The sequence below is a fragment of the Burkholderia sp. SR8 genome (genome assembly GCF_052851275.1).
The window spans coordinates 151,648-176,352 of record NZ_JAULUC010000001.1; the positions used below are offsets into that span (position 1 = coordinate 151,648).

A 24,705-nucleotide genomic window follows, 5' to 3' on the forward strand; every position below is an offset into this window, starting at 1 on the left:
CTCGTACCGCCAGATCGGCACGACGTACGTACATACCCGCCGTGCGCCGCCCGCATCCGTTTCGAGCCCGTGCGCGCGGATCGCCGCTATGCCGCACGACGTATCCCCCGCGCCCCCGCCATCCTGTAAGCTCCGAATGACGGTGCGCCGCGATCGCGGCGCCCATTGTTCACACCAATCACGCCCTCCGGAGACACCATGCCGCAACACCCGTCCGCGCCTGTCGTCGTCATCGCGCCCGATTCGTTCAAAGGATCGCTTTCCGCCGAGCAGGTCGCGGACGCGATCGCCACCGGCATCCGCCGTGCCCGCCCCGACGCGGTCGTGCGCTGCTGCCCGATGGCCGACGGCGGCGAAGGCACGCTCGACGCGATGCTGGCAGGCGGCGGCACGCGGCGCACGCTGCGAGTGGCCGGCGCGTCGCTCGCGGCACGCGACGCGGCAGTTGGCGTGATCGACGCGCGCACCGCGATCGTCGAGACGGCCGAGATCGTCGGGATCACCGATGCGATCGGCATGAGCGTGCCGGTCGATGCGCGCAGCACGCGCGGGATGGGCGAGGCGATCCGCATGCTCCTCGACGAAGGCGTGCGCCGCTTCTTCGTCGCGCTCGGCGGCAGCAGCACCAACGATGCGGGCGCCGGCCTGCTCGCCGGCCTCGGCCTGCAATGCTTCGACGCGGCCGGCCAGCCGGTCGAACCCGTGCCCGCACGGCTCGCCGACATCGCGCGCATCGACGCATCGGCGCTCGACGCGCGCCTGAAGGATGCCGAGTTCATCGGGATGTCGGACGTGGATAACCCGCTGACGGGCGCGCACGGCGCGACCGCGGTGTTCGGCCCACAAAAAGGTGTGACGCCCGAGCAGGTTGCGACCCTCGATGCCGCGCTCGGCCGCTTCGCCGACCTGCTGGAGGCCGCGCTCGACCGGCGCGGTCGCGACCTGGCCGGTGCCGGCGCCGCGGGCGGGCTCGGCTTCGCGCTCCACATGCTGGGCGCGCAGTTCGAAGCCGGCGCGGAAGTCGTCGCGCGGCAGGTCGGGCTCGACGCGGCGCTCGCGGGCGCCGACTGGCTGATCACCGGCGAAGGCCGCTCCGACGTGCAGACGCTGCACGGCAAGGCACCGTTCATCGCCTGCCGCCACGCGCGGGCCGCGGGCGTGCCCGCGTCGCTGCTGTCGGGCGCGGTCGACCCGGCCGCGCTGCCGCGCCTGGCCGAGCATTTTTCCGGGTGCTTCTCGCCGGCACCGGGGCCGATCACGCTGGACGTCGCGATCCGCGACGCGGCGAATCTGCTCGCGAACGAAGCGGAGCAGTTGACACGGCTGAAGTACGGCGCACACTGACCGTTGACCCGAGCGCGCGATACAGGAACAATCGGGCCCGCCCTTTTTCTTCAGGATTCGACATGAAAGGCCGTCAAGCCGGGCTCGATCAGTTTCTGACCTATCGCCTCCATGCGCTCACGAAGCGATCGGACCGCGGGATCGCCGACGTGTATCGGCACAAGCTCGACATCTCGCTGCCCGAGGCGCGCGTGATCGCCGCCGTCGGCGCGTTCGGGCCGTTCTCGATCATGGATCTCGCGCGCCACACCAACCTCGACAAGAGCCAGGCGAGCCGTGCGGCCGAAGCGCTGCTGCGCCAGGGGCTGCTCGAGCGCAGTGCGAGCGAGGAGGACGGCCGGATCGTGCTGATCGCGCTGACCGCCGACGGCCGCGCGCTGCATCGCAAGATCATGCCGATCGTGCGCAAGTGGAATGAAGGCTTGCTCGCGTGCCTGTCGGACAGCGAGCGCCAGACGTTCGAACGGCTGCTCGACAAGGTCGTCGCGAACGCGGTCGATCGCGACGAGTGACGCGCACGGCCCGCGATCCGTGCCGTGCGCGCGCTGCGACGCTGCCGGATCGCTGCGATGGACGCACCGCTGCGTCGCCGGCGATTCAACGCTTCCACTCTTTTATTCAGACGAAACCTGCGGACTGCGTGCGTCGCGCAGACGCATGAGCCACATCGGACACATGAGCACCCGAGCGCGGCCGCCCGCCGCTACAGGACGTGCCGGAAACGACTGCTCGTCGCGCATCCTCCGCCCCTGTGTGTCGGCCATCGCCGCCCCGCTCCCCGCCGCTATAGTCCGCTGTTCGCCGCGCGCTGACGCAGCAGCCCCAGCACCGCGTCGCAATACGGCGTCGGCACGTCGAGCTTGCGCCCGAGCTCCGGAAACACGCCGAGGATCGGCCCGATTTCGAGCGGCCGGCCGGCTTCGACATCCTGCAGCATCGACGTCTTGAATGCGCCGAGCTTGCGCGTGACGGCGATCCGCTCCGGCCCGCTCATGCCCGTATCGAGGCCGAGCTTCGCGCCGATCGCGGCGGCCTCCTCCATCATGCGCAGCGCGAGCGCCTGCGTGAACGGATCGTCGAGCAGTTGCTGCGCGGTCGACCCCGTCAGCGCGCTCAGCGGATTCATGTTCATGTTGCCCCACAGCTTCGCCCAGATCTCGGTGCGAATCGCCGAGGTCGATTCGACGTCGAAGCCGCCCGCGGCGAGCGCCGCCGCGAAGCGTGCGGCCGGCGCGTCGAGCCGCGCATCGGGCGCACCGACGATCAGCCGGTTGCCGCGGCCGCGGCGCACGACACCCGGCGCATCGGTGCTCGACGACAGGTGCACGACGCAGCCGATCGCCTGCGCGGGCGGCAGCGCCGCCGAGACCGCGCCGGCCGGATCGACCGCGTCCAGCGGCACGCCGTCGACCGGACCCGCAAGCCCGTGCGTGAACCACCACGGCAGCCCGTTCATCGCGGCGACGATCACCGTTTCGGGCCCGACCAGCGGCGCGATGCGCGCGGCCAGCGCCGGCAGCGCCTGCGCTTTCAGCGCGATCACCACGTAGTCCTGCACGCCGAGCGCGGCCGCGTCGTCGCTCGCGCGCACGGGGACGGACGATACCGTGCCCGCCTCGTCGATCACGCGCACGCCGTGCGCGTTCAGTGCATCGAGCGTCGCGCCGCGCGCGTACGCGCTCACGCTCATGCCGGCCCGCGACAGCGCGGCCGCGAGCAGTCCGCCGATCGCGCCGACACCGACCACTGCCGCGCGCACCGACCCCGAATTCGTGTCGTTCATGATGGAAATCCGTCTACCGGGAGTTGACGAGCATAACGCTCAATGGTTGCGGATACAGCTATTCGTCCCTGTGCGGATGCCGCGTTTCCGCACGCGCAATTCAACGCGGCGCGCCGCCGGCCTGCGCCGCCTCGTCGCGGGTCGGGCCGCCCGTCGCGCCGAGCACGCCGGCGATCTGGCTCTTGTCGTGCATGCCGAGCTTGCGGTACGCGCAACGCAGGTAGTGGCGCACGGTGGTCGGCGAGATCGCCATCTGCTGCGCGACCTCCTTGTGCGAACGCCCGGCGCCGTAATAACGGATCGCCGCGAGTTCGCGCGGACTCAGCCGGTCGAGCAGCGAACGCGGCCGCGCCTCGATCTGGAACAGCCCGGCGACGGGCACGCACTGGATGCGCAACGCATCGCCGACGAACGGCTGCCCCGACTGGCGGCGCACATGCATGACGAGCGGCTCCGGCACACGCGGGCCCGTCCATGCCGGCCATTCGGTGCGCAGCACGTCGTCGAAGCCTTGATCGGCGTGATGCAGCACGCCGAAGTTGTCGCAAAGCGCGCGCGCCGCCGGCGCCACCGCGTCGCCGCGCTCGCGCGTGAGCTGGGCCGCGCGATTGATCGTCAGCGCGGCCGCCAGATGCGGGATCACCTCTTCGAAACGGCTCGCGTCGTCGTCGCTGAATGGACGATTCAGGCCCTGGCGGTAGATCGACATGAACGTCGTCAGCCCGAAGCGGCGATCGAGCGTACACACGCACATCAGTTGGGCGAGCCCGTATTTCACGCACCAGTCGCGAAACCGCGCATCGAAGCCCGGCTCGACGACCGACAGCCGCACCGCGCGACCGTGCGCACCGAGCAGCGTGCGATGCGCGAGCGGATCGCAATCGCGCACGCGCTTCCAGTCGCCGAAGAACGCGTGCGGCAGGCGGTACAGGAAACTGTTGTGCATCACCGGGCCGGTCGGCACGTGTGTCGCGACGCCGGTCCATGCGGCGTCGAACGGGATCAGCGCCTGCAGCAGCGCGAAAAAACGGCACTCGAATTCGCCGATCCCCGATTGCGCGGCGAGTGCATACAGGTCGAGCAGCATCAGGCCGAGTTCGCGCCGCGTGGCGTCGCCCCGCGTCACGCCGTCGAAATCGGCGCGGCGGGACGGCAGCGGCGGCCACGCGGATTCGTCGAGCACGATCGCGGCCGGCACGTCACGTAGCGCGTCGACATCCTGCCCGATATCCGTCGTGATCCTCACCTTCCGCTCCCCTGCCCGACCGGGCCGCTGATGCGCGCAACGCAGACCGGCCGATTATAGCGACCGGCATTTTTGGCGGGCGCCGTTGCCGGAACCCGCGGCAGCCCCATCCATTTGAACGGTGCGCGGCGCGTTGCTGCCGCGCAGCACGCCGCGCGGCGGCCTCACGGCGCGCCCGTGCCGGGTCCCGCGGGTTTCCATCCCGTTCATCTGCACGACTGTTCGCCGGTTTTCCCGCTGCGGACACTGCGTCGCGACGACACACGACACAAACGATGCAGGACGGTATGGAGAACCCTACGTGACGACACCCCGCTTCATCCGCACGGCCGGCGCCGTGGCGACGATCGCGTCGTGCAGCATCACCGCGCACGCGCAGTCGGCGCTCACGCTGTACGGCGCGCTCGACGCCGGCGTGCAGTACCGGACGCACGCCGACGGACGGCACGCGGCCGTGCAACTGCAGAACTACGGCATCCTGCCGTCGCAGGTCGGGCTGAAAGGCCACGAGGATCTCGGCGGCGGCTGGCGTGCGCTGTTCAAGCTCGAACAGGGACTCAACCTGAACGACGGCACCGCAACCGTGCCCGGCTATGCGTTCTTTCGCGGCGCGTACGTGGGGGTCGCGGGCCCGCTCGGCACCGTCACGCTCGGGCGGCAGTTCAGCGTGCTGTTCGACAAGACGCTGTTCTACGACCCGCTGTGGTACGCGTCGTACAGCGGCCAGGGCGTGATCGTGCCGATGACCGCGAACTTCGTCGACCGCTCGATCAAGTACCAGTCGCCGACGTTCGCCGGTTTCGACGTCGAGGCGCTGGCAGCGACCGCCGGCGTCGCGGGCCACGCGCGCGCCGGACGCGTGCTCGAACTCGGCGGCCAGTACACGAGCAACGGTTTGTCGGTCAGCGCGGTGCTGCATCAGGCGCACGGCGACGCATCGGCCGACGTCGACGCGTCCGCGCGCCGCCGCGAACTCGGCACGCTTGCCGCCCGCTATGCGTTCGCGGCGCTGCCGCTCACCGTCTACGCGGGTGTCGAGCGCCTGACCGGCGATCTCGACGCAGCGCGCACGATCGTCTGGGGCGGCGCGCGCTATCTGACGCCGGGCGGCATCGGATTGAACGCGGGCGTCTACCACACCGATTCGCGCACGCCGGCAATCGGCCATCCGACGCTGTTCATCGCAAGCACCACCTACGCGCTGTCGAAACGCACCGTCGCGTACGTGAACCTCGGTTATGCGCGCAACAGCGGCCAGAGCTCGCAGACCGTCTACGAATACGACCCGACGCCGCTCGCCGGCGCATCGCAATTCGGCGCGATGGTCGGCATGTACCACCTGTTCTGATTCCGTCCAGCGAGATCCCGTCATGAAAACACTTTGCTCCGATGCCGCCCTGCCGACCGACGGCCGTGCGTCGACTTTCGCGCGCTCGACGCTCGTCGCGCTCGTCGCGTTCGCGGCCATCACGCCGCTGCTGCTGCTCGTCGCGCCGGCCGTCGCCGGTCAGCTTGCCACGCAGCTCGGACTGTCCGCGTCGCAGATCGGCACGTACTTCTTCGTCGAACTCGGCGCGTTCAGCCTCGCGACCGTGCCGTCGTACCTGTGGCTCGGCCGCATCGACGCACGCCGCGTCGCAGCGTGCGCGATTGTCGTGTTCGGCGCCGGCAACCTGCTGACGGCGCTGTGGATGCCCGGCTTCATCGCGCTGCTCGCGCTGCGCGCCGTCACCGCGCTCGGCGGCGGCTCGCTGATGGTGCTGTGCATGACGAGCGCCGCCACCAGCGGAAACAGCGATCGCGTGTACGGGCTGTGGGTCGTCGGCCAGCTGATCGCCGGCGCGATCGGCCTGTTCGTGCTGCCGCATGTATTCGCCGCATTCGGGCTGCGGGCGCTGTATGTCGCGCTGGCCGCGCTCGCGCTGCTCGCGGCGCCGCTGTCGCGCGGTTTTCCGGCGGCGCTCGGGCGGCGCACCGCATCGGCACAGGCCGGGCGCGATTCATCGACGGACGCGTCACGTCTCTTTGTCGCGCTCGCGATCGGCGCGGTGCTGACGTTCTACGTCGCGATCGGCAGCGTGTGGACGTTCGCGAGCCGCGCGGCGGCGCAAGCCGGACTCGATCCGCAGTCGACCGGCAACGTGCTCGCGATCGCGAGCGTGATGGGGATTGCCGGCGCGGCGCTCGCGTCGTGCGCGGGCGGTCGCGTCGCGCGGCGCGCGATGCTGGCCGCCGGTTACGCGCTGCTCGCGGCATCGCTCGTCGCCCTCGCCGCGTTCCCGCATGCGAGCGGCTACAGCGCCGCGATCTTCGCGTTCAAGTTCGCGTGGACGTTCGTGCTGCCGTTCATTCTCGCGACCGTCGCGCAGATCGATACGTCCGGGCGCCTCGTCGCGACGCTGAACCTCGTGATCGGTGCCGGCCTCGCGGCCGGCCCGCTGCTCGCCGGGCTGCTGCTCGATGCCGGCGGCACGATGCACGCGCTGTTCGTGGCGGCAACCGGCGTCGCGCTCGCGTCATTCGCCGCGCTGCGCCAGATCGATCGCCGCGCACGCGCGTCGCTGCGTTCCATTTCCTCCCAACCGTGACAGGTCGACCCCATCCATGAATCGCACTGCCTTCTTCACCGACGAACGCACCTTCTGGCACACCGGCGGCACGCATGCGCTGTTCTTCCCGGTCGGCGGCTGGGTCCAGCCGCCATCGAGCGCCGGTTACGCGGAGTCGCCCGACTCGAAGCGCCGCTTCCTGTCGCTCGTGCAGGCGTCGGGCCTTGCCGCTCATCTCGACATGCGCGGCGCCGCGCCGGCCACGACCGGCGATCTGCTGCGCATTCATCCTGCGAGCTATCTCGACGCGTTCCGCGCACTCAGCGACGCGCACGGCGGCGACCTCGGCGATCTCGCACCGTTCGGCAAGGGCAGCTACGAGATCGCCGCGCTGTCCGCGGGCCTCGCGATCGCGGCGATCGATACGGTCGTCGCCGAACACGCGGCCAACGCGTTCTCGCTGTCGCGGCCACCCGGCCATCATTGCCTGCGCGACCGGCCGATGGGCTTCTGCCTGCTCGCGAACATCCCGATCGCGATCGAGGCGGCGCGCGCGAAGCACGGCATCGACCGCGTCGCGGTGATCGACTGGGACGTGCATCACGGCAACGGCACGCAGTCGATCTACTACGACGATCCGGACACGTTGACGATCTCGCTGCATCAGGATCGCTGCTTTCCGCCCGGCTACAGCGGCGGCCGCGATCGCGGCGAAGGCGCCGGAGTGGGCGCGAACCTGAACGTGCCGTTGCTCGCCGGCAGCGGCGACGACGCGTATCGCTACGCATTCGAGCGGATCGTGCTCCCGGCGCTGGAACGGTTCCGGCCCGAGCTGATCGTCGTCGCGAGCGGCCTCGATGCAAGCGCGGTCGATCCGCTCGCGCGCATGCAGCTGCACACCGACAGCTACCGGTTCATGACGCGCGCGGTGAAGGAAGCGGCCCAGCGCCATTGCGGCGGGCGGCTCGCGATCGTGCACGAAGGCGGCTATTCGGAGGCGTACGTGCCGTTCTGCGGGCTCGCGATCGTCGAGGAACTCGCCGGCATGCGCACCGGCGTCGCCGATCCGATGCTGGATCTCGCGATCGCGCAGCAACCGGGCGAGCGGTTCGTCGCGTTCCAGCGCGAACTGCTCGACGAGCTGGCGCGGTCGTTCGGGATGTAGCGCGTGCCCGGCGACGATACGGGGCCGGGATGCCGCGGCCCTTGCGCGATCCGCGCGGATGGGGTTTCCTGTGCCTTTAACCTGCCAGGCCTCGCCCCTCTTCCGATGAAATCGTCCCCGCGCGATCCCGACACCAACGACAAAGCGCGCCGCCAGCCGTCGAAGCTGGCACTGAATATCGCCGCCGTGCTGGTCGGCCTCATCACGTTCGCGATCGGCGCGGGGTGGTTGATCTATAGCTGGATCGTCGATCGCGAAGCGCAGTACTTCGCGATTCCGCTGGTGTTTTCGGTGCCGGTGATCGTGGCGGTCGCGGTGCGGAGTTTTTGGGATTAGGTCCGCGTCGATGCACGACACCGGGCGGAAAACGAAAAAGCGCTGCGGTCAGCCGACCGGCAGCGCTTTTTTCGGGGACGTCCCTGACGGGGCTTGTCCGACTTCCTGGTGCGTGAGGCCGGACTCGAACCGGCACACCCTTGCGGGCGTCAGGACCTAAACCTGGTGCGTCTACCAATTTCGCCACTCACGCGTATTTCCGCCACCTGATCGCGCGGCACGCAAGATGCGTTCTCCACGCGCCCGCGGCACCATGCCGATACGAAAACCGGCATGCCCGATCAGGCGAGCGCGAGATTCTACCCGATCTCCGCCGCATTGTCTCGTCCCGCCGGCGCGCGCGAAAGCGCGGTGCTAGAATGCCGCGCTCGACGTGTCGGCCATGCGCCGGCGCGCGTTCCCCGAACCCCTCCGCGACGATCCCACCCGTGAACTTCGACGACTACTGCCAGCAAAAGGCCGCCCCCGCGGGCTCCAGCGTCTACTACGCGCTGCGCCAGGCGCCGCTTGCCGCCGAGCCGCGCCTGACGGCGCTGTTCGCGCTGCGCCGCGAACTCGAGGAAACCGTCAAGGAAACCAGCGATCCGACCGTCGGACACACGAAGCTTGCGTGGTGGCACAAGGAACTCGCGGCGCTCGCCGCCGGCGAACCGTCGCACCCGGTCACGAAGGCGCTCGCGCAGCACCATCCGGCGATCGGAGCCGAAGCCGACGCGCTGCGCACGCTCGTCAACGGTTACGGAATGGACCTCGAACAGGCGCGCTATCTGGATTTCGCGAACCTGCAGCGCTACATCGAGCAGGTCGGCGGCACGTTCGCGTCGCTGGTCGCACGCGCGAGCGCCGCGAATCCGGCGAACTCTCAACCGTGGGCCGCGGGCGCCGGCCGCGCACTGATGCTCGCGCAATTCGTGCAGGAGCTCGGCAACGATGCGCGCCACGGCCGCATCTATCTGCCGATCGACGAACTGCAGCGCTACAACGTGACCGCGGCCGACCTGCTGAACCGCCGCTACAGCCCCGCGTTCACCGAGCTGCTGCAGTTCCAGACGGCGCGTGCCCGCGAAGCGCTCGCGGCCGCAGACGCGGCAATTCCCGCATCGGAACGCCGCGCGCAGCGCACGCTGCGCGCGCAGATCGCACTCGCCGGCGCGCTGCTCGACGAAATCGAGCGCGACGGCTATCAGGTGCTGCACCAGCGCATCGCGCTGACGCCGATCCGCAAGCTGTGGATCGCATGGCGCGCCGCACGCCGCCGCTGACCGGCAGCGCAACGCGACGCGCGGCACCCGTCACGTCCTGAGCAGCGGCAGCGCGTCGAAGCGCTGCTGCAGCACGCGCGTCGCGTCGAGCCCCCACCACGGCCCGAGCACGGTCGCATAGAGCTGACGAAAGTCGACCGCGACCGGCAGGTTGCCGTTGCCGTCGAGATGCCCGAGCGCGGGCGCCGCGCCGTACAGCCCGCCCGCCACGCGCCCGCCCATCACGAAATGCGGCGCGGCCGTGCCGTGGTCCGTGCCGTTGCTCTGGTTCTCGCGCACGCGCCGCCCGAATTCCGCATATGTCATCACGAGCGTCTGGTTCCAGCGCCCGAGCTCGATCAGCGCCCCGCGCAGCGCGCTCATCCCTTCCGCGAACTGCCTGAGCAGTGCGGCATGCTGTCCCGGCTGATTCTGGTGCGTGTCGAATCCGTTGAGGGTGAGCCGCAGCACCGCGACGCCATCCTGCGCGCCCGGCCCCGCCGCTTCGCAGGCTGCCAGCACCTGCATCGCGGTCTTCACCGACGTGCCGAACGTGCCGGCCGGAAAGGCCGTCCTGAACTCGCGCATCCCGCCGCGCGGGCGCAGCCGGTCGGCGGCCTTCACGATGTCGTTCTCGACGTCGATGATGTGCGCGAGCGCCGGATTCCGTTCGCGCAGCGACGACGGTTCGGCCAGCCGCGCCGCACGGATGAACTGCGCGGGATTGACGAGCGCGATCGCGCGCGCGCCGTTCGCGAGCGGCCCCATCTCGGCGCTGCCGAGCACGACGCCGTCCGCGGCGAAGCCGGGCGGCACCGGCGCCTGCGCAAACGTGCGCGTAAGCCAGCCTTCGTGCAGGTACTGGTCGGAGCGCGATGCGGTATCCCAGATTTCAATCGAGCGAAAATGCGACAGATTCGGCTGCGGATAGCCGACGCCCTGCACGATCGCGACATTCCCGTCACGCCACAACGGCATCAGCGGCGCGAGCGACGGATGCAGCGCCGTCTGCGCATCGAGCTGCAGCACCTGGTCGCGCTTGATGCCGATGCCGCGCCGGAGCTGGTAGTAAAGCGGATCGGCATACGGCACGACCGTGTTGAGGCCGTCGTTGCCGCCCTTCAGCTCGACGAGGATCAGCACGTTCGCGTAGCCGGCCGCCGCCTGCCGTCCCGCCGCGGCCGTCGCGGCCGCCGCGTGCGCGGGCAGCTGCCACATCGACACGCCAGCCGCGGCGGCGGCGCCCGTCAGCGTCAGAAAATCACGTCGGTTCATCGTGCATCCTTCGGTTCGCTGCGCGGCAGCGTCGCCGCTGCGACGCGCCAGTCGATCGTCGTTTCGGTCATTTCAGTTGATAGGCGGGATCCATCAGCAGCGCCTCGAGATACGCACTGCCGGTCGAATCCGTATCGATCGCCGCGACCGGCGACACGGGCAGCACCGCGTGCTGCAGCTGAAGCTCGGTCGACAGCCCGGCAATCGCCTGCGGCCGCGCCCGATACTGCGCGAGCCAGCGCTCGAGGTCGAACCGCAGGCCGCCGCGCGAGGCTTTGGCCGGTGCAGCGCGCATGCCGGCGACGGGACCGGTGTCCGCAACCGGCACCGCATGCGGACGCGCATTCGGTCCATTCAGCCCATTCGGCGCACTCGCATGCGCGGCCGTCCGCATGCCGGCCGTCTCGGTCGCGCGGAACAACTGTTCGACGAACTGCTTGCGCGCGAGCAGCGTGGTGCTGTTGATCCACATCGCGCCGCCCGGCCAGCCCTTCACGTTCGGCGGATGGAACAGCGTCTGCCCGAGCGTGCGCACGGTGTTCGCAAGCATCTGCGGATCGCCGTACGCGACATCGAAGAGCCGCACCGACCCGACGACGAATTCCGCCGGCGACTTCACGAGCACGCCGCGATTGCGCGGATCCCAGAACGCATCGGTCGACCACAGCGCGGCGAGCGCCGCGCGTATGTCGTAGCCGCTCGCTCGAAACCGCTCGGCCACGCCGTCGAGCGCGTCGGCATCGGGCGTATCGGACACGAACTCGCGCCACAGCTTGCCCGCGATGAAGCGCGCGGTGTCGGGCCGCTTCAACAGGATGTCGAGAAACCCGTCGCCGTCGAACGCGCCGGTCTCGCCGAGTATCGTCTTGTCGCCCGCATCGTGCCATTCGGGCCGCACCGTGAAGCGCAGCGTGTCGGGATCGACGCTCCAGCCGGTCATCGCACGCGCGGCTTCGGTCACGTCGTGCTGCGTGTAATGGCCTTCGCCGAGCGTGAACAGCTCCATCACTTCGCGCGCGAAATTCTCGTTCGGCCGCCCCTTGCGGTTGCTCGCGCCGTCGAGATACTGAAGCATCGCCGGATCCTTCGCGACAGCATGCAGCAGCGTGCCGAAGTTGCCGAGCGCTTCGCGGCGAAACAGCGCATGTTGCGCGGCCATCGTCTGCGGATACGGGACCTTGTCCTTGCCGGACGTGAAGTGCCCGTGCCAGAACAGCGTCATGCGCTCGGTGAGCGGCGAAGGCGTCGCGATCATCTCGTTGACCCACGCCGCGCGCAACGCGTCGTAGCGGCGATTGCGTTCGCGCTGCTCGTCGCGCCGCATGTCGGGCGTCAGCGCCTGCCGCTGCGCGCGGGTCGGCGGCAACTCGGCGAGCCAGTCGGGCCACGTCGTCACGGGCTCGCGGCGCACGTTGCCGAGCACGTCGGCGACGACCTGCGCGCGCGTCATGCCGACGATGCGCGCGACGTCGGCCGGTGCGGGCGTGAAGCCGGTACGGCTCAGGAAGAACAGCGCATCGTCGGCATCGAGTGGCGTCTGCATCGCGCGCGATGCCGCAGCGGCGGCGTTCGCTTTCATCGTCGTGGACTCCCGGAGCGCACCGGCGGTGCGGATGCCGGTTCAACGGCAGCATGCAGGCGAAAGTTGACCGAAAAATTGCTACGGAATCTTTCCGCGGGCGCGGAACGCAAGCGTGTGGGTCAGCGCTTGTACAGCTCGCGAACGGCGTCCTCGATGTGCTGGCGCAGCAGGTGGCGCTCCTCGGGCGTCATGTGCCCGTCGCGGCGGCGCTGTTCGAGATCGGGAGGCACGGCGGAACGGACCGCCGTGTCGGCGGCGCGGTCAGGCTGCGGCGCCTTGCCGCGCAGCATCTTGCGCGACGAGGCGCCCTGCTCGGGGCGCTGCGCATACGCGAAGTTCGACGCATATGGACCGGCAAGTGCGATCGTCAGCATCACTGCAATCCGGGCAGATCGCATGACCGTCCTCGCTTCTCTGGTCGATTTGTTCCCTTCGTCACGCGGCAACCGGTTACCTCTGGTACTTGAAAAACCCTGCGGAATTCGGGTGTACAAAGATGAAAGATGGAGTGCAGGGGAGTATCTACCGAATTTCGGCTTCGAGTAAAGGAATCTCTATAGCGTGCCTTTACTCCGCGCGACACTACGGGTAAATTTTGTAACGGACTGTAACGCGCGAAAATACGCAACCGTGCGCGATTTCCCATTCGCGATAAGATGCCGCTCATGGAAACGAAAAACCCCTCCAAGATTCTCGTCGTCGACGACGACCCGCGCCTGCGCGATCTGCTGCGCCGTTATCTCGGCGAGCAGGGTTTCAACGTATACGTCGCGGAGAACGCGACGGCGATGAACAAGCTCTGGGTGCGCGAGCGCTTCGACCTGCTCGTGCTCGACCTGATGCTGCCCGGCGAAGACGGCCTGTCGATCTGCCGCCGCCTGCGCGGCAGCAACGACCGCACGCCGATCATCATGCTCACCGCGAAGGGCGAGGACGTCGATCGCATCGTCGGTCTCGAAATGGGCGCCGACGACTACCTGCCGAAGCCGTTCAACCCGCGCGAACTGGTCGCACGCATCCACGCGGTGCTGCGCCGCCAGGCGCCGGCCGAGCTGCCGGGCGCGCCGTCGGAAACCACCGAGGTGTTCGAGTTCGGCGAGTTCTCGCTGAACCTCGCGACCCGCACGCTGACGAAGTCCGGCCAGGAAATTCCGCTGACCACCGGCGAATTCTCGGTGCTGAAGGTGTTCGCGCGCCACCCGCGCCAGCCGCTGTCGCGCGAAAAGCTGATGGAGCTCGCGCGCGGCCGTGAATACGAAGTGTTCGACCGCAGCCTCGACGTGCAGATCTCGCGCCTGCGCAAGCTGATCGAACCGGATCCGGGCAGCCCGCGTTTCATCCAGACCGTCTGGGGCCTCGGCTACGTGTTCATCCCGGACGGCGCTGCCTGATCTTTTTCCTTTCCGGTTTCGCCCGTCCACGGCCCGTCCCATGCGTATCGACCGGCGCCTCCTTCAGCTCGCGTTCGGCGGGCTGTTCTGGCGCACCTTCCTGCTGATCGCGCTGCTGATCTCGGTCAGTCTCGCCGCGTGGTTCCAGAGTTTTCGCGTGATCGAGCGCGAGCCGCGCGCGCAGCGCGTCGCGCTCCAGCTCGTCGCGGTCGTGAAGCTCACGCGCACCGCCCTGCTCTATTCCGATCCCGACTTGCGGCGCGCGCTGCTGCAGGATCTGGAGAGCAACGAGGGCGTGCGCGTCTATCCGCGCGAGAAAACCGACAAGTTCAAGCTGCAGCCCGACGAATCGCTGAACCGTCTGATCGAACACGACATCCGCAGCCGGCTCGGCGACGATACCGTGATCGCGCAGTCGGTCAACGACATCCCCGGCGTGTGGATCAGCTTCAAGATCGACGACGACGATTACTGGGTCGCGCTCGATCGCGACCAGCTCGACAACGTCACGGGCCTGCAGTGGGCCGGCTGGGGCCTGTTCGCGCTCGCGCTGTCGCTGTTCGGCTCCGCATTCATCACGAGCCTCGTGAACCGGCCGTTCTCGCGGCTCGCGCTCGCCGCGCGCCAGGTCGGTTCCGGCCAGGCGCCCGAGCCGCTGCCCGAGCGCGGGATGGGCGTCGCGGCCGAGACCAACCGCAGCTTCAACCAGATGGTGCGCGACCTCGAGCAGCTCGAGGCCGATCGCGCGCTGATGCTCGCGGGCATCTCGCACGACCTGCGCACGCCGCTCGCGCGGCTGCGGCTCGAAACCGAGATGAGCCCGTCCGACCAGGCGACCAAGGACGCGATGGTTGACGACATCGAGCAGATGGACCGCATCATCGCGGCGTTCATCGACTACGCGCGGCCGACCCAGCGCAAGCCCGAGCCGGTCGACCTGTCGTCGATCGCGCATGAAGTCGCCGCGCGCGTGTCGAGCGAGGATGGCGTCGAGATCCGCACGCGGCTCGCGCCGAGCGCGGTGATCGAAGCCGACGAAACCGACATGCGCCGCGTGATCGGCAACCTCGTCGAGAACGCGCGCAAATACGGACAGAGCCGCGACGACGGCATCTCGCGCATCACGCTCGAGACGCGCGTGACGCACGCGCGCGTCGAGCTGTCGGTGAGCGACGAGGGTCCCGGCATTCCGGAGGACCAGCTGCCGCTCGTGATGCGGCCGTTCTACCGCGTCGACACGGCGCGCACCAAGGCGGACGGCACGGGGCTCGGGATGGCGATCGTGCTGCGCCTCGTCGGCCGCTATCGCGGCGCGCTGCGCCTGCGCAACCGCAGCCCCGAAGCGGGCCTCGAAGTCACGCTCGAATTCCCCGGCGCCGGCAAGGCGCGCGCGACCGCGTGACGCGTTCGCGCATGCTTCTTGCGCGCCACACTATCGGTGCGGTTGAAAAAAACTATGGGATTCGTTAGTCAAAGTCTATTGAAGTGGTTTGTTAATAGTGTTATAGTCTATCCCATGCTGTCACATCAACGTTGCAGCACCGAGGTAGCTTGACTCAGTCTTCTTCCCAACTCACACAGGAGTATCCGCATGAAAACCGTGGGCGATAAACTCGAAGCATTCACCGTCGTAGCCGCGAAGCCGGGCTTCAACAATCACGAGGAAAACGGCCAGTCGGCGTTCGAGACCGTCACCGAAGCGTCGTTCCCGGGCAAGTGGAAGATCATCTACTTCTATCCGAAGGATTTCACGTTCGTGTGCCCGACGGAGATCGTCGAATTCGCCAAGCTCGCGAAGCAGTTCGAAGAGCGCGACGCCGTCCTGCTCGGCGGCAGCTCGGACAACGAATTCGTGAAGCTCGCATGGCGCCGTGAACACAAGGACCTCGACAAGCTGAACCACTACTCGTTCGGCGACGTCAAGGGCGAGCTGATCGACCAGCTCGGCGTGCGCGACAAGGAAGCCGGCGTGGCCCTGCGCGCGACGTTCATCGTCGATCCGGACAACACGATCCAGCACGTTTCGGTGAACAACCTGAACGTCGGCCGCAGCCCGGAAGAAGTCCTGCGTATTCTGGACGGCCTGCAAACGGACGAACTGTGCCCGTGCAACCGCGCAGTCGGCGGCGCAACGCTGTAAGCGCATCGATGCACGAAGCCCGCGGCGCACGTCCTGCCTGCGGGCTTTTTTAACGGCCAACCCATAGGAGATATCAATGGAATTCATCGATTCGATTAAGGCGCGTATTCCCGACTACGCGAAGGACATTCGCCTGAACCTCGACGGCACGATCTCGCGCTCGTCGCTCGAAGGCAACGATGCGGTCGGCGTCGCGCTGGCGGCGGCCGTGGCGGCGAAGAGCACGGTCCTCGTGAAGGCGATCCGCGAAGCCGGCGTGCTGTCGCCCGAAGAGACGAACGGCGCGCTGACGGCGGCCGCGCTGATGGGGATGAACAACACCTGGTATCCGTATGTCGAAATGGCCGACGACGCCGACCTGAAGACGCAGCGCGCGGAGCTGCGGATGGGTGCGTATGCGTCGCACGGCGGCGTCGACAAGCGCCGGTTCGAGATGTACGCGCTCGCCGCATCGATCGTCGGCAAGTGCCACTTCTGCGTGAAGTCGCACTACGCGCTGCTGAAGAACGAGCAAGGGATGACGACGACGCAGCTGCGCGACGTCGGCCGTATCGCGTCGGTGATCAACGCCGCCGCGCAGGTGATCGCCGCCGAAGGCGAGTAAGCGGTCGCGCCGGGCCCGGGCTTCCGGCCCGCCAAACGAAAATGCCACGCAAGCGCGTGGCATTTTTTCATTCCGGCGGCGCACGTCGGGCGCCGCTTGCGACCGGCGTCACGCCGGCCGGCGGCACTCATGCGCGCTGCTTCACCAGCAGCGCGGCAGCCTGCGCCTCGATACCCTCGCCGCGGCCGAGGTAGCCGAGCTTCTCGTTGGTCTTCGCCTTCACGTTCACGCGCTCGAGCGGCAGCCCGAGATCGGCCGCGATGTTCGCGCGCATCCCGTCGATGTGCGGCGCGAGCTTCGGCGCCTGCGCGATCACGGTGCTGTCGACGTTCTGGATCGTGAAGCCGGCCGCCTTCACGCGCGCCACGCACTCGCGCAGCAGCACGCGGCTGTCCGCGCCCTTGAACGCCGCGTCGGTGTCGGAGAAATGACGGCCGATGTCGCCGAGCGCCGCCGCGCCGAACAGCGCGTCGGTGATCGCGTGCAGCAGCACGTCCGCGTCCGAGTGGCCGAGCAGGCCGCGGTCGTACGGAATCGTCACGCCGCCGATGATGAGGGGGCGCCCTTCGACGAGCTGGTGCACGTCGTAGCCTTGTCCGATTCTGAAATCCATGCGTATTCCGGTTGAGATGAGGTGAAAGTCAGGAAGCGTTCGCGGGGCGCGCGAGAATCGCTTCCGCCAGCGCGAAATCTTCCGGGTACGTGACCTTGAAGTTGCGCAGGCTGCCCTGCACGACACGCGGCGTATGGCCCGCCCATTCGATCGCGCTGGCCTCGTCGGTCAGGTCGTGCCCTTCGCGCTGCGCGCTCAGGATCGCGTCGCGCAGCATGCCGATGCGGAACATCTGCGGCGTCTGCGCCTGCCACAGCGCGTCGCGCGACTCGGTGCGCGCGATCGCGTCGCCGCCGGCCGGCACGCGCTTGAGCGTATCGGCGACCGGCAGCGCGACGATGCCGCCGACCGGATCGTCCTTCAGCGTCGCGACCAGCGTGCGGATCAGCTCTGGCGTGATGCCCGGGCGGGCGGCGTCGTGCACGAGCACCCAGTCGCGGTCGGTCGCGCCGAATTCGGTCAGCTCGAACAGGCCGTTGAGCACCGATGCCTGGCGCGAGCCGCCGCCGCAACGGCGCACCGCGAAGCGCAGGCCCGCGAAGCGGCGCGCATCGAAATGCGTGTCGTCGGGCGCGAGGACGACGAGCGTCTGCGCGAATTCGCTGCACGCGTCGAACGCGGCGAGCGTGTAATGCAGCAGCGCGCGGCCGGCCAGCGTGCGGTATTGCTTCGGCACGGCCGAACCGGAGCGGCTGCCCGTGCCGGCGCAGGGAATCAGGGCGAAAAGTCGGGGAGTCACGAAAGAAAACGCCGGAAAGGTGAAATCGAGAAGCGGATTTTATAATAGGTCTTTCGTCTCGACCGGCGCGCCGTGCGGCGCCCGTGCCCGCCACCCCTGCCGTCCCTATGCCAGACAACGCTTCCACCCCGTTCGCCTCGCCCGTCGCCCGCGTCAAACCGGGCCAGCGGTTCGCCTTCGACGGCGCGCACGGCTCCGCCGACGCACTCGCCATCGCCCGCTATCTCGCCGACAACCGCGACGCGGTCCCGCTCCTCGCGGTGATCTGTGCGAACGCCGTCGACGCGCAGCGGCTGTCGCAGGAAATCCGCTACTTCTCGCCCGATACGCGCGTGCGCCTGCTGCCGGACTGGGAAACGCTGCCGTACGACACGTTCTCGCCGCACCAGGATCTCGTGTCCGAGCGCCTCGCGACGCTGCACGACCTCGGCGAGGGCCGCTGCGACATCCTGCTGGTGCCCGCGACCACCGCGCTGTACCGAATGCCGCCCGCGTCGTTCATGGCCGCGTACACGTTCGCGTTCGCGCAGGGCGAACGGCTCGACGAGGCGAAGCTGAAGGCGCAGCTCACGCTGGCCGGCTACGAGCACGTGAGCCAGGTCGTGCGGCCCGGCGAATATTGCGTGCGCGGCTCGCTGATCGACCTGTACCCGATGGGCTCGCCGCTGCCGTACCGGATCGACCTGTTCGACGACCAGGTCGACTCGATCCGCGCGTTCGATCCCGATACGCAGCGCAGTCTGTACCCGGTGCGCGACGTACGCCTGCTGCCCGGCCGCGAGTTTCCGTTCGACGAAGCCGCGCGCACGGCATTTCGCAGCCGCTGGCGCGAAACCTTCGAAGGCGATCCGAGCCGCGCGCCGATCTACAAGGACATCGGCAACGGCGTGCCGTCGGCCGGCATCGAGTATTACCTGCCGCTGTTCTTCGACGAAACGGCCACACTGTTCCATTACCTGCCGCAGGACGCGCACCTCGTGTTCGCCGGCGATCTCGAAGCGTCGATCCGCCGCTTCACCGCCGACACGAAGCAGCGCCACGCGTTCCTCGCGCACGATCGCGAGCGACCGATCCTCGAGCCGCAGCGCCTGTTCCTGTCCGACGAAGACTTCTTCGCGTTCGCGAAACCGTTCGCGCGCGTCGTGCTGCCCGCGCAGCCGGCCGGCGGCTGGGCGACCGGCCTGCCCGAGCTGACGGTCGATCGCCATGCGGACGATCCGCTCGCCGCGCTGCGCACCTTCGTCGAATCGTCCGGCAAGCGCGTGCTGCTGACGGTCGAATCGGCCGGCCGGCGCGAAACGATCCTGCAACTGCTCGCCGAGCATCACCTGCGTCCGGCGTCCAACGACCACTTCGCGGGCTGGCTCGAAAGCGACGCGCCGTTCGCGCTCGGCGTCGCGCCGCTCGCGAATGGTTTCGCGGTGCCGGGCGAAGGCTACGCGGTCGTCACCGAAACCGAACTGTACGGCGCGCTCGGCCGCCGCGCGGGGCGTCGCCGCCAGGAACAGGCGAGCAACGTCGACGCGATGGTGCGCGACCTGTCGGAGCTGAAGGTCGGCGATCCGGTCGTCCACGCGCAGCACGGGATCGGCCGCTACATGGGCCTCGTGTCGATGGATCTCGGCGAAGGCGAGACGGAATTCCTGCACCTCGAATACGCGGGCGACAGCAAGCTGTACGTGCCGGTCGCGCAATTGCACGTGATCTCGCGCTACAGCGGCGCCGATCCGGACAGCGCGCCGCTGCACGCGCTGGGTTCCGGCCAGTGGGAGCGCGCGAAGCGCAAGGCCGCGCAGCAGATCCGCGACACGGCCGCCGAGCTGCTGAACCTGTACGCGCGCCGCGCGGCCCGCGAAGGCCACGCGTTCGTGCTGGAGCCGCGCGACTACGTGAAGTTCGCGGAGAGCTTCGGCTTCGAGGAAACACCCGACCAGGCCGCGGCGATCGCGGCCGTGATCGGCGACATGACGAGCGGCAAGCCGATGGACCGCCTCGTGTGCGGCGACGTCGGCTTCGGCAAGACCGAGGTCGCGCTGCGCGCGGCGTTCATCGCGGTGATGGGCGGCAAGCAGGTCGCGCTGCTGTCGCCGACCACGCTGCTCGCCGAGCAGCACACGCAGACTTTCGCCGACCGTTTCGCCGACTGGCCGGTGCGCATCGTCGAGCTGTCGCGCTTCAAGACCACCAAGGAAGTGAATGCGGCGATCGCGCAGATCAACGAAGGCAGCGTCGACATCGTGATCGGCACGCACAAGCTGCTGTCGTCGGACGTGCAGTTCAAGCGGCTCGGCCTCGTGATCATCGACGAGGAACACCGCTTCGGCGTGCGCCAGAAGGAAGCGCTGAAGGCGCTGCGCGCGGAAGTCGACGTGCTGACGCTCACGGCCACGCCGATTCCGCGTACGCTCGGGATGGCGCTCGAGGGGCTGCGCGACTTCTCGGTGATCGCGACCGCGCCGCAGAAGCGGCTCGCGATCAAGACCTTCGTGCGTCGCGAGGAAGAAAGCGTGATCCGCGAGGCGATGCTGCGCGAACTGAAGCGCGGCGGCCAGGTGTACTTCCTGCACAACGAAGTCGAGACGATCGAGAACCGCAAGGCGATGCTCGAGGAACTCGTGCCCGAAGCGCGCATCGTGATCGCGCACGGCCAGATGCACGAGCGCGAACTCGAGCGCGTGATGCGCGATTTCGTCGCGCAGCGCGCGAACGTGCTGCTGTGCACGACCATCATCGAAACCGGCATCGACGTGCCGAGCGCGAACACGATCATCATGCACCGCGCGGACAAGTTCGGCCTCGCGCAGCTGCACCAGCTGCGCGGCCGCGTCGGCCGTTCGCACCACCAGGCGTATGCGTACCTGCTGGTTCACGATCCGCAGTCGCTGACCAAGCAGGCGCAGCGCCGGCTCGAGGCGATCCAGCAGATGGAGGAACTCGGTTCGGGCTTCTATCTCGCGATGCACGACCTCGAGATCCGCGGCACCGGCGAGGTGCTCGGCGACAAGCAGTCGGGCGAGATCCACGAGATCGGCTTCCAGCTGTACACCGACATGCTGAACGACGCGGTGAAGGCGCTGAAGAACGGCAAGGAGCCCGACCTCACCGCACCGCTCGCCGCGACGACGGAGATCAACCTGCATGCGCCCGCGATCCTGCCGGCCGACTACTGCGCGGACGTGCAGGAGCGGCTGTCGCTGTACAAGCGGCTCGCGAACTGCGAGCACGGCGACGCGATCGACGGGATCCAGGAAGAGCTGATCGACCGCTTCGGCAAGCTGCCGCCGCAGGCGCACGCGCTCGTCGAGACGCACCGGCTGCGGCTCGCCGCGAAGCCGCTCGGGATCGTGAAGATCGACGCGAGCGAGGCCGCGATCGGGTTGCAGTTCGAGCCGAATCCGCCGATCGATCCGATGCGCATCATCGAGATGGTGCAGAAGCACCGGCACATCAAGCTCGCGGGGCAGGACCGGCTGCGCATCGAGACGCGCTCGCCCGATCTCGCGATCCGCGTGTCGACGATCAAGGAAACGCTGCGCGCGCTCGCACCGCGCGCGGATGCGGCGAGCGCCGTACGGTGACGACAGGCTGACTGACCGCACGACCGCGATGCTGCACCGCATCGCGGCCGGCGAAGGCGGGCCGGCGCGTTTTTGAGTATGATTTTCCCATTCATCAGACGGAGTTTTGCCATGTCCACTCTCGACGCGCCGGCGCCGTCCGCCGCCGACCAAGGCGACGCTTCGCTCGTCAGCCTGCCCTGGATCAAGCAGCTGGTGTCGATGGACACGACGAGCCGCGTGCCGAACCTCGGCCTGATCGAAACGGTGCGCGACGCGCTCGCGGCCAAAGGCATTGCGTCGACGCTCACGCACGATCCGCGCGAAGGCTGGGCAAACCTGTTCGCGACGGTGCCCGCGCACGACGGCTCGACCGACGGCGGCATCGTGCTGTCGGGCCACACCGACGTCGTGCCGGTCGACGGCCAGCAGTGGGACAGCGATCCGTTCGCGCCGGAGCTGCGCGACGGCCGCCTGTACGGCCGCGGCACCTGCGACATGAAGGGCTTCATCGGCGCCGCGCTCGCGCTGCTGCCCGAGATGCAGGCGACGAAGCTCGCGCAGCCGATCCATTTCGCGCTGTCCTACGACGAGGAAATCGGCTGTGCGGGCGCCCCGCTGCTGATCGCCGACCTCGTGAAGCGCGGCGTGAAGCCGTCCGGCTGCATCGTCGGCGAGCCGACCAGCATGCGGCCGATCATCGCGCACAAGGGCATCAACGCGTACCGCTGCTGCGTGCGCGGCCACGCGGCACACTCGTCGCTGACGCCGAAGGGATTGAACGCGATCGAATACGCGGCGCGCCTCATCTGCCACATCCGCGACATCGCCGAGCGCTTTCGCGCCGAAGGTCCGTTCGACGAGCTGTACGACGTGCCGTTCACGACCGCGCAGACGAGCACGATCCAGGGCGGCAACGCGATCAACACGGTGCCGGCCGAATGCCGGTTCGACTTCGAGTTCCGCAATCTGCCGACGCTCGATCCCGAACAGATCTTCACGCGCATCGAAGCGTATGCGCAGGAAACGCTGCTGCCGCAGATGCGTCGCGAGCATCCGAACGCGGCGATCGAGTTCTCGAAGATCGCCGCGGCGCCGGGGCTCGACGCGACCGAACAGGCGGCGATCACGCAGCTCGTGCGCGCGCTGACGGCCGACCAGGACAAGCGCAAGGTCGCGTACGGCACCGAAGCCGGCCTGTTCGAACGCGCGGGAATCCCGAGCATCGTGTGCGGGCCCGGCAACATCGAGCAGGCACACAAGCCGAACGAGTACGTCGAGCTCGCGCAGCTCGCCGCGTGCGAGCAGTTCCTGCGCAAGTTCATCCGCAGCATGTCGGTCGACGCACACTGACTGCCCTCGCCGGCCCGCGTGTGCGGGCCGGCTCCCTGTCGCCACCCCGCCCCTCCGCCACGTCATGTCGAACGAACAACAGGGCACTGCCCATACGACGATCGACGGCGAGCCGATTCCGACGCTCGACGAAATCGCCGCGCAGCACTTCGCGTTGTCACCGTGGGTCGCGCGCACGCCGGTGTTCGAGCGCGCGGACCTGCCGTCCCTCGAGGGCACGCACGTGAACTTCAAGTTCGAGCTGCTGCAGGCGAGCGGCAGCTTCAAGGCGCGCGGCGCGTTCACGCACCTGCTCGCGCTCGACGAGGCACGCAAGAACGCCGGCGTCACCTGCGTGTCGGCCGGCAATCACGCGGCGGCCGTCGCGTATGCGGCAATGCGGCTCGGCAGCAGCGCGAAGGTCGTGATGTTCCATACCGCGAGCCCGACGCGCATCGCGCAGTGCAAGCAATACCGCGCGGAAGTCGTGCTCGCCGGCAGCGCGTCGCAGGCGTTCGATCTGGTGCGGCGCATCGAGGCCGAGGAAGGCCGTTTCTTCATCCATCCGTTCAACGGCTATCACACGATTCTCGGCACCGCGACGCTCGGCTACGAATGGGCGACGCAGACACCCGATCTCGACGCGGTGATCGTGCCGATCGGCGGCGGCGGCCTCGCGGCCGGCATGGCGACCGCGCTGCGGCTCGCGAATCCGCGCGTGCACGTGTACGGCGTCGAACCGGAAGGCGCCGACGCGATGAGCCGCAGCTTCGCGGCGAATCACACGATCAAGATGAGCGCGATGCAGACGATCGCCGATTCGCTGATGGCGCCGCACACCGAGGAATACAGCTACCAGCTGTGCCGGCGCCACGTCGACCGCATCGTCACGGTGTCCGACGACGCGTTGCGCGCGGCGATGCTGTTCCTGTTCTCGCACCTGAAGCTGGCGGTCGAACCGGCATGCGCGGCGCCGCTCGCGGCGCTGCTCGGGCCGCTGCGTGAAACGCTGCAGGGCAAGCGGGTCGGCGTGCTGCTGTCGGGTACGAACACCGATCCCGCGACGCTCGGCATGCACCTCGCGCACGCGACACGGCAGCGCTGAACCGCAGCGCGCCGGCGAGGGTTATCCCCAGTTTATGTTGACAGCCCTGTTGATAACCCGCCGCACACACACGCAAGTCGTTGAGCGCGCAGCATTTTACGCGTGCGCAGTGCGCCGGACGCGAAATAGGCAGATCAGACGGATGCCGGCGCCGAATGCACGTATCGCGACGTGGCCGCGCGGCATCCGGCACGTGATCGGCGCAGCCGCGATCGCGCTGCTCGCCGCATGTGCGGCCCCGGCCCCGCCCTCGCCCGTCGCCGATACTGCCGCCGCATGCGGGCAGCCGCATGCGCACCGGATGCTGCAGGCCGACCTGCTGTTCGGTCGCGATATTGCGGGACGCGGCCCCGTCACCGATACCGAACGCGCGGCCTTCCTCGCCGACGTCGTCACACCGCGCTTTCCGGACGGCTTCACCTACTGGGATACGCACGGCCAATGGCGCGATCGCGCCACCGGCCGGATCGTGCGCGAAGCGAGCTTCGTCGTACGGATCGTCGCCGACGATACCGCCGACACGCACGCAGGGCTCGACGCGATCCGGCGAGCGTACCGCGAGCGCTTCCGGCAGGAGTCGGTCGGCATCACGCTGGTGCCGGCGTGCGCGTCCTTCTGATTCATCCTCCGCTGCTTGCGCGGCGAGCGCGCCGCGTTCAAAACGACACGCAAAAAAACGGGCGCCCGAAGGCGCCCGTCGCAT

Annotated in this window: 22 protein-coding genes and 1 tRNA gene; 15 read left to right on the forward strand and 8 right to left on the reverse strand. The window is 68.6% G+C overall.

Going from position 1 to position 24,705, the window contains the following annotated elements; all coding sequences use genetic code 11:
* Nucleotides 1-198: 198 nt before the first annotated feature.
* On the forward strand, nucleotides 199-1,344 hold the full coding sequence (locus Q3A80_RS00680) for a glycerate kinase (RefSeq protein WP_446327223.1): 1,146 nt from the start codon (nucleotides 199-201) through the stop codon (nucleotides 1,342-1,344).
* Between the two features lie 62 nt (nucleotides 1,345-1,406).
* Complete coding sequence (locus Q3A80_RS00685) at nucleotides 1,407-1,856, forward strand: MarR family winged helix-turn-helix transcriptional regulator (RefSeq protein ID WP_446327224.1); 450 nt, start codon at nucleotides 1,407-1,409, stop codon at nucleotides 1,854-1,856.
* Nucleotides 1,857-2,128: 272 nt separating this feature from the next.
* Here the strand turns inward: Q3A80_RS00685 and Q3A80_RS00690 are convergent, their stop codons facing one another.
* Both Q3A80_RS00690 and Q3A80_RS00695 read right to left on the reverse strand, forming a co-directional pair.
* Entirely contained in the window at nucleotides 2,129-3,127 is a 999-nt protein-coding gene (locus Q3A80_RS00690; protein ID WP_446327225.1) for a 2-dehydropantoate 2-reductase, read from the reverse strand.
* 100 nt (nucleotides 3,128-3,227) lie between these two features.
* Entirely contained in the window at nucleotides 3,228-4,373 is a 1,146-nt protein-coding gene (locus Q3A80_RS00695) for a response regulator transcription factor (protein WP_446327226.1), read from the reverse strand.
* A 301-nt stretch (nucleotides 4,374-4,674) separates the two neighbouring features.
* Here Q3A80_RS00695 and Q3A80_RS00700 point away from each other — a divergent pair, with 301 nt between their 5' ends.
* The 4 genes from Q3A80_RS00700 to Q3A80_RS00715 all read left to right on the forward strand — a co-directional run bounded on the left by Q3A80_RS00700 (nucleotide 4,675) and on the right by Q3A80_RS00715 (nucleotide 8,423).
* A complete protein-coding gene (locus Q3A80_RS00700) occupies nucleotides 4,675-5,721 on the forward strand; it encodes a porin (RefSeq protein WP_446327227.1) in 1,047 nt (348 codons plus the stop codon).
* Between the two features lie 22 nt (nucleotides 5,722-5,743).
* A complete protein-coding gene (locus tag Q3A80_RS00705; RefSeq protein ID WP_446327228.1) occupies nucleotides 5,744-6,961 on the forward strand; it encodes an MFS transporter in 1,218 nt (405 codons plus the stop codon).
* Nucleotides 6,962-6,977: 16 nt separating this feature from the next.
* Nucleotides 6,978-8,087 (forward strand): class II histone deacetylase, encoded by a 1,110-nt coding sequence (locus Q3A80_RS00710; protein WP_446327229.1) that lies wholly within the window; start codon nucleotides 6,978-6,980, stop codon nucleotides 8,085-8,087.
* Nucleotides 8,088-8,192: 105 nt separating this feature from the next.
* Nucleotides 8,193-8,423, forward strand: coding sequence for a hypothetical protein (locus Q3A80_RS00715; RefSeq protein ID WP_446327472.1), 231 nt, complete (start codon nucleotides 8,193-8,195; stop codon nucleotides 8,421-8,423).
* Between the two features lie 106 nt (nucleotides 8,424-8,529).
* Here Q3A80_RS00715 and Q3A80_RS00720 read toward each other — a convergent pair.
* Nucleotides 8,530-8,616, reverse strand: a tRNA-Leu gene (locus Q3A80_RS00720).
* Nucleotides 8,617-8,851: 235 nt separating this feature from the next.
* On the opposite strand from Q3A80_RS00720, the gene hpnD reads away from it, so the two are divergent.
* Nucleotides 8,852-9,685, forward strand: a complete 834-nt coding sequence (hpnD, locus tag Q3A80_RS00725; RefSeq protein ID WP_446327230.1) for a presqualene diphosphate synthase HpnD — start codon at nucleotides 8,852-8,854, stop codon at nucleotides 9,683-9,685.
* 30 nt (nucleotides 9,686-9,715) lie between these two features.
* Here hpnD and Q3A80_RS00730 read toward each other — a convergent pair whose 3' ends face one another.
* The 3 genes from Q3A80_RS00730 to Q3A80_RS00740 all read right to left on the reverse strand — a co-directional run bounded on the left by Q3A80_RS00730 (nucleotide 9,716) and on the right by Q3A80_RS00740 (nucleotide 12,919).
* Nucleotides 9,716-10,939 (reverse strand): DUF1501 domain-containing protein, encoded by a 1,224-nt coding sequence (locus Q3A80_RS00730; protein ID WP_446327231.1) that lies wholly within the window; start codon nucleotides 10,937-10,939, stop codon nucleotides 9,716-9,718.
* 67 nt (nucleotides 10,940-11,006) lie between these two features.
* On the reverse strand, nucleotides 11,007-12,518 hold the full coding sequence (locus Q3A80_RS00735) for a DUF1800 domain-containing protein (RefSeq protein WP_446327232.1): 1,512 nt from the start codon (nucleotides 12,516-12,518) through the stop codon (nucleotides 11,007-11,009).
* A gap of 122 nt (nucleotides 12,519-12,640) precedes the next feature.
* Nucleotides 12,641-12,919, reverse strand: coding sequence for a hypothetical protein (locus Q3A80_RS00740; protein ID WP_446327233.1), 279 nt, complete (start codon nucleotides 12,917-12,919; stop codon nucleotides 12,641-12,643).
* 258 nt (nucleotides 12,920-13,177) lie between these two features.
* Here Q3A80_RS00740 and ompR point away from each other — a divergent pair, with 258 nt between their 5' ends.
* The 4 genes from ompR to Q3A80_RS00760 all read left to right on the forward strand — a co-directional run bounded on the left by ompR (nucleotide 13,178) and on the right by Q3A80_RS00760 (nucleotide 16,656).
* Nucleotides 13,178-13,912: an osmolarity response regulator transcription factor OmpR gene (gene ompR, locus Q3A80_RS00745; RefSeq protein ID WP_004192636.1), complete on the forward strand. Its 735-nt coding sequence runs from the start codon at nucleotides 13,178-13,180 to the stop codon at nucleotides 13,910-13,912.
* A gap of 40 nt (nucleotides 13,913-13,952) precedes the next feature.
* Nucleotides 13,953-15,314 carry an ATP-binding protein gene (locus Q3A80_RS00750; RefSeq protein WP_446327234.1) on the forward strand — a complete coding sequence of 454 codons (1,362 nt, stop codon included), beginning with the start codon at nucleotides 13,953-13,955 and terminating at the stop codon, nucleotides 15,312-15,314.
* Nucleotides 15,315-15,503: 189 nt separating this feature from the next.
* Nucleotides 15,504-16,052, forward strand: a complete 549-nt coding sequence (locus Q3A80_RS00755) for a peroxiredoxin (RefSeq protein ID WP_009691824.1) — start codon at nucleotides 15,504-15,506, stop codon at nucleotides 16,050-16,052.
* A gap of 76 nt (nucleotides 16,053-16,128) precedes the next feature.
* Nucleotides 16,129-16,656 carry a carboxymuconolactone decarboxylase family protein gene (locus Q3A80_RS00760; protein ID WP_151064372.1) on the forward strand — a complete coding sequence of 176 codons (528 nt, stop codon included), beginning with the start codon at nucleotides 16,129-16,131 and terminating at the stop codon, nucleotides 16,654-16,656.
* A gap of 127 nt (nucleotides 16,657-16,783) precedes the next feature.
* On the opposite strand, the gene ispF is transcribed toward Q3A80_RS00760, so the two are convergent.
* Both ispF and ispD read right to left on the reverse strand, forming a co-directional pair.
* A complete protein-coding gene (ispF, locus tag Q3A80_RS00765) occupies nucleotides 16,784-17,269 on the reverse strand; it encodes a 2-C-methyl-D-erythritol 2,4-cyclodiphosphate synthase (RefSeq protein WP_446327235.1) in 486 nt (161 codons plus the stop codon).
* Nucleotides 17,270-17,297: 28 nt separating this feature from the next.
* A complete protein-coding gene (gene ispD / locus Q3A80_RS00770) occupies nucleotides 17,298-18,008 on the reverse strand; it encodes a 2-C-methyl-D-erythritol 4-phosphate cytidylyltransferase (protein WP_446327236.1) in 711 nt (236 codons plus the stop codon).
* Between the two features lie 107 nt (nucleotides 18,009-18,115).
* Here ispD and mfd point away from each other — a divergent pair, with 107 nt between their 5' ends.
* The 4 genes from mfd (at nucleotide 18,116) to Q3A80_RS00790 (ending at nucleotide 24,621) form a co-directional block, all read left to right on the forward strand.
* Nucleotides 18,116-21,586, forward strand: a complete 3,471-nt coding sequence (mfd, locus tag Q3A80_RS00775; protein ID WP_446327237.1) for a transcription-repair coupling factor — start codon at nucleotides 18,116-18,118, stop codon at nucleotides 21,584-21,586.
* Between the two features lie 111 nt (nucleotides 21,587-21,697).
* Nucleotides 21,698-22,918, forward strand: a complete 1,221-nt coding sequence (gene argE / locus Q3A80_RS00780; protein ID WP_446327238.1) for an acetylornithine deacetylase — start codon at nucleotides 21,698-21,700, stop codon at nucleotides 22,916-22,918.
* Between the two features lie 64 nt (nucleotides 22,919-22,982).
* A complete protein-coding gene (locus Q3A80_RS00785; protein ID WP_446327239.1) occupies nucleotides 22,983-24,002 on the forward strand; it encodes a threonine/serine dehydratase in 1,020 nt (339 codons plus the stop codon).
* 142 nt (nucleotides 24,003-24,144) lie between these two features.
* On the forward strand, nucleotides 24,145-24,621 hold the full coding sequence (locus Q3A80_RS00790; RefSeq protein WP_446327240.1) for a DUF3574 domain-containing protein: 477 nt from the start codon (nucleotides 24,145-24,147) through the stop codon (nucleotides 24,619-24,621).
* Nucleotides 24,622-24,705: the final 84 nt, after the last annotated feature.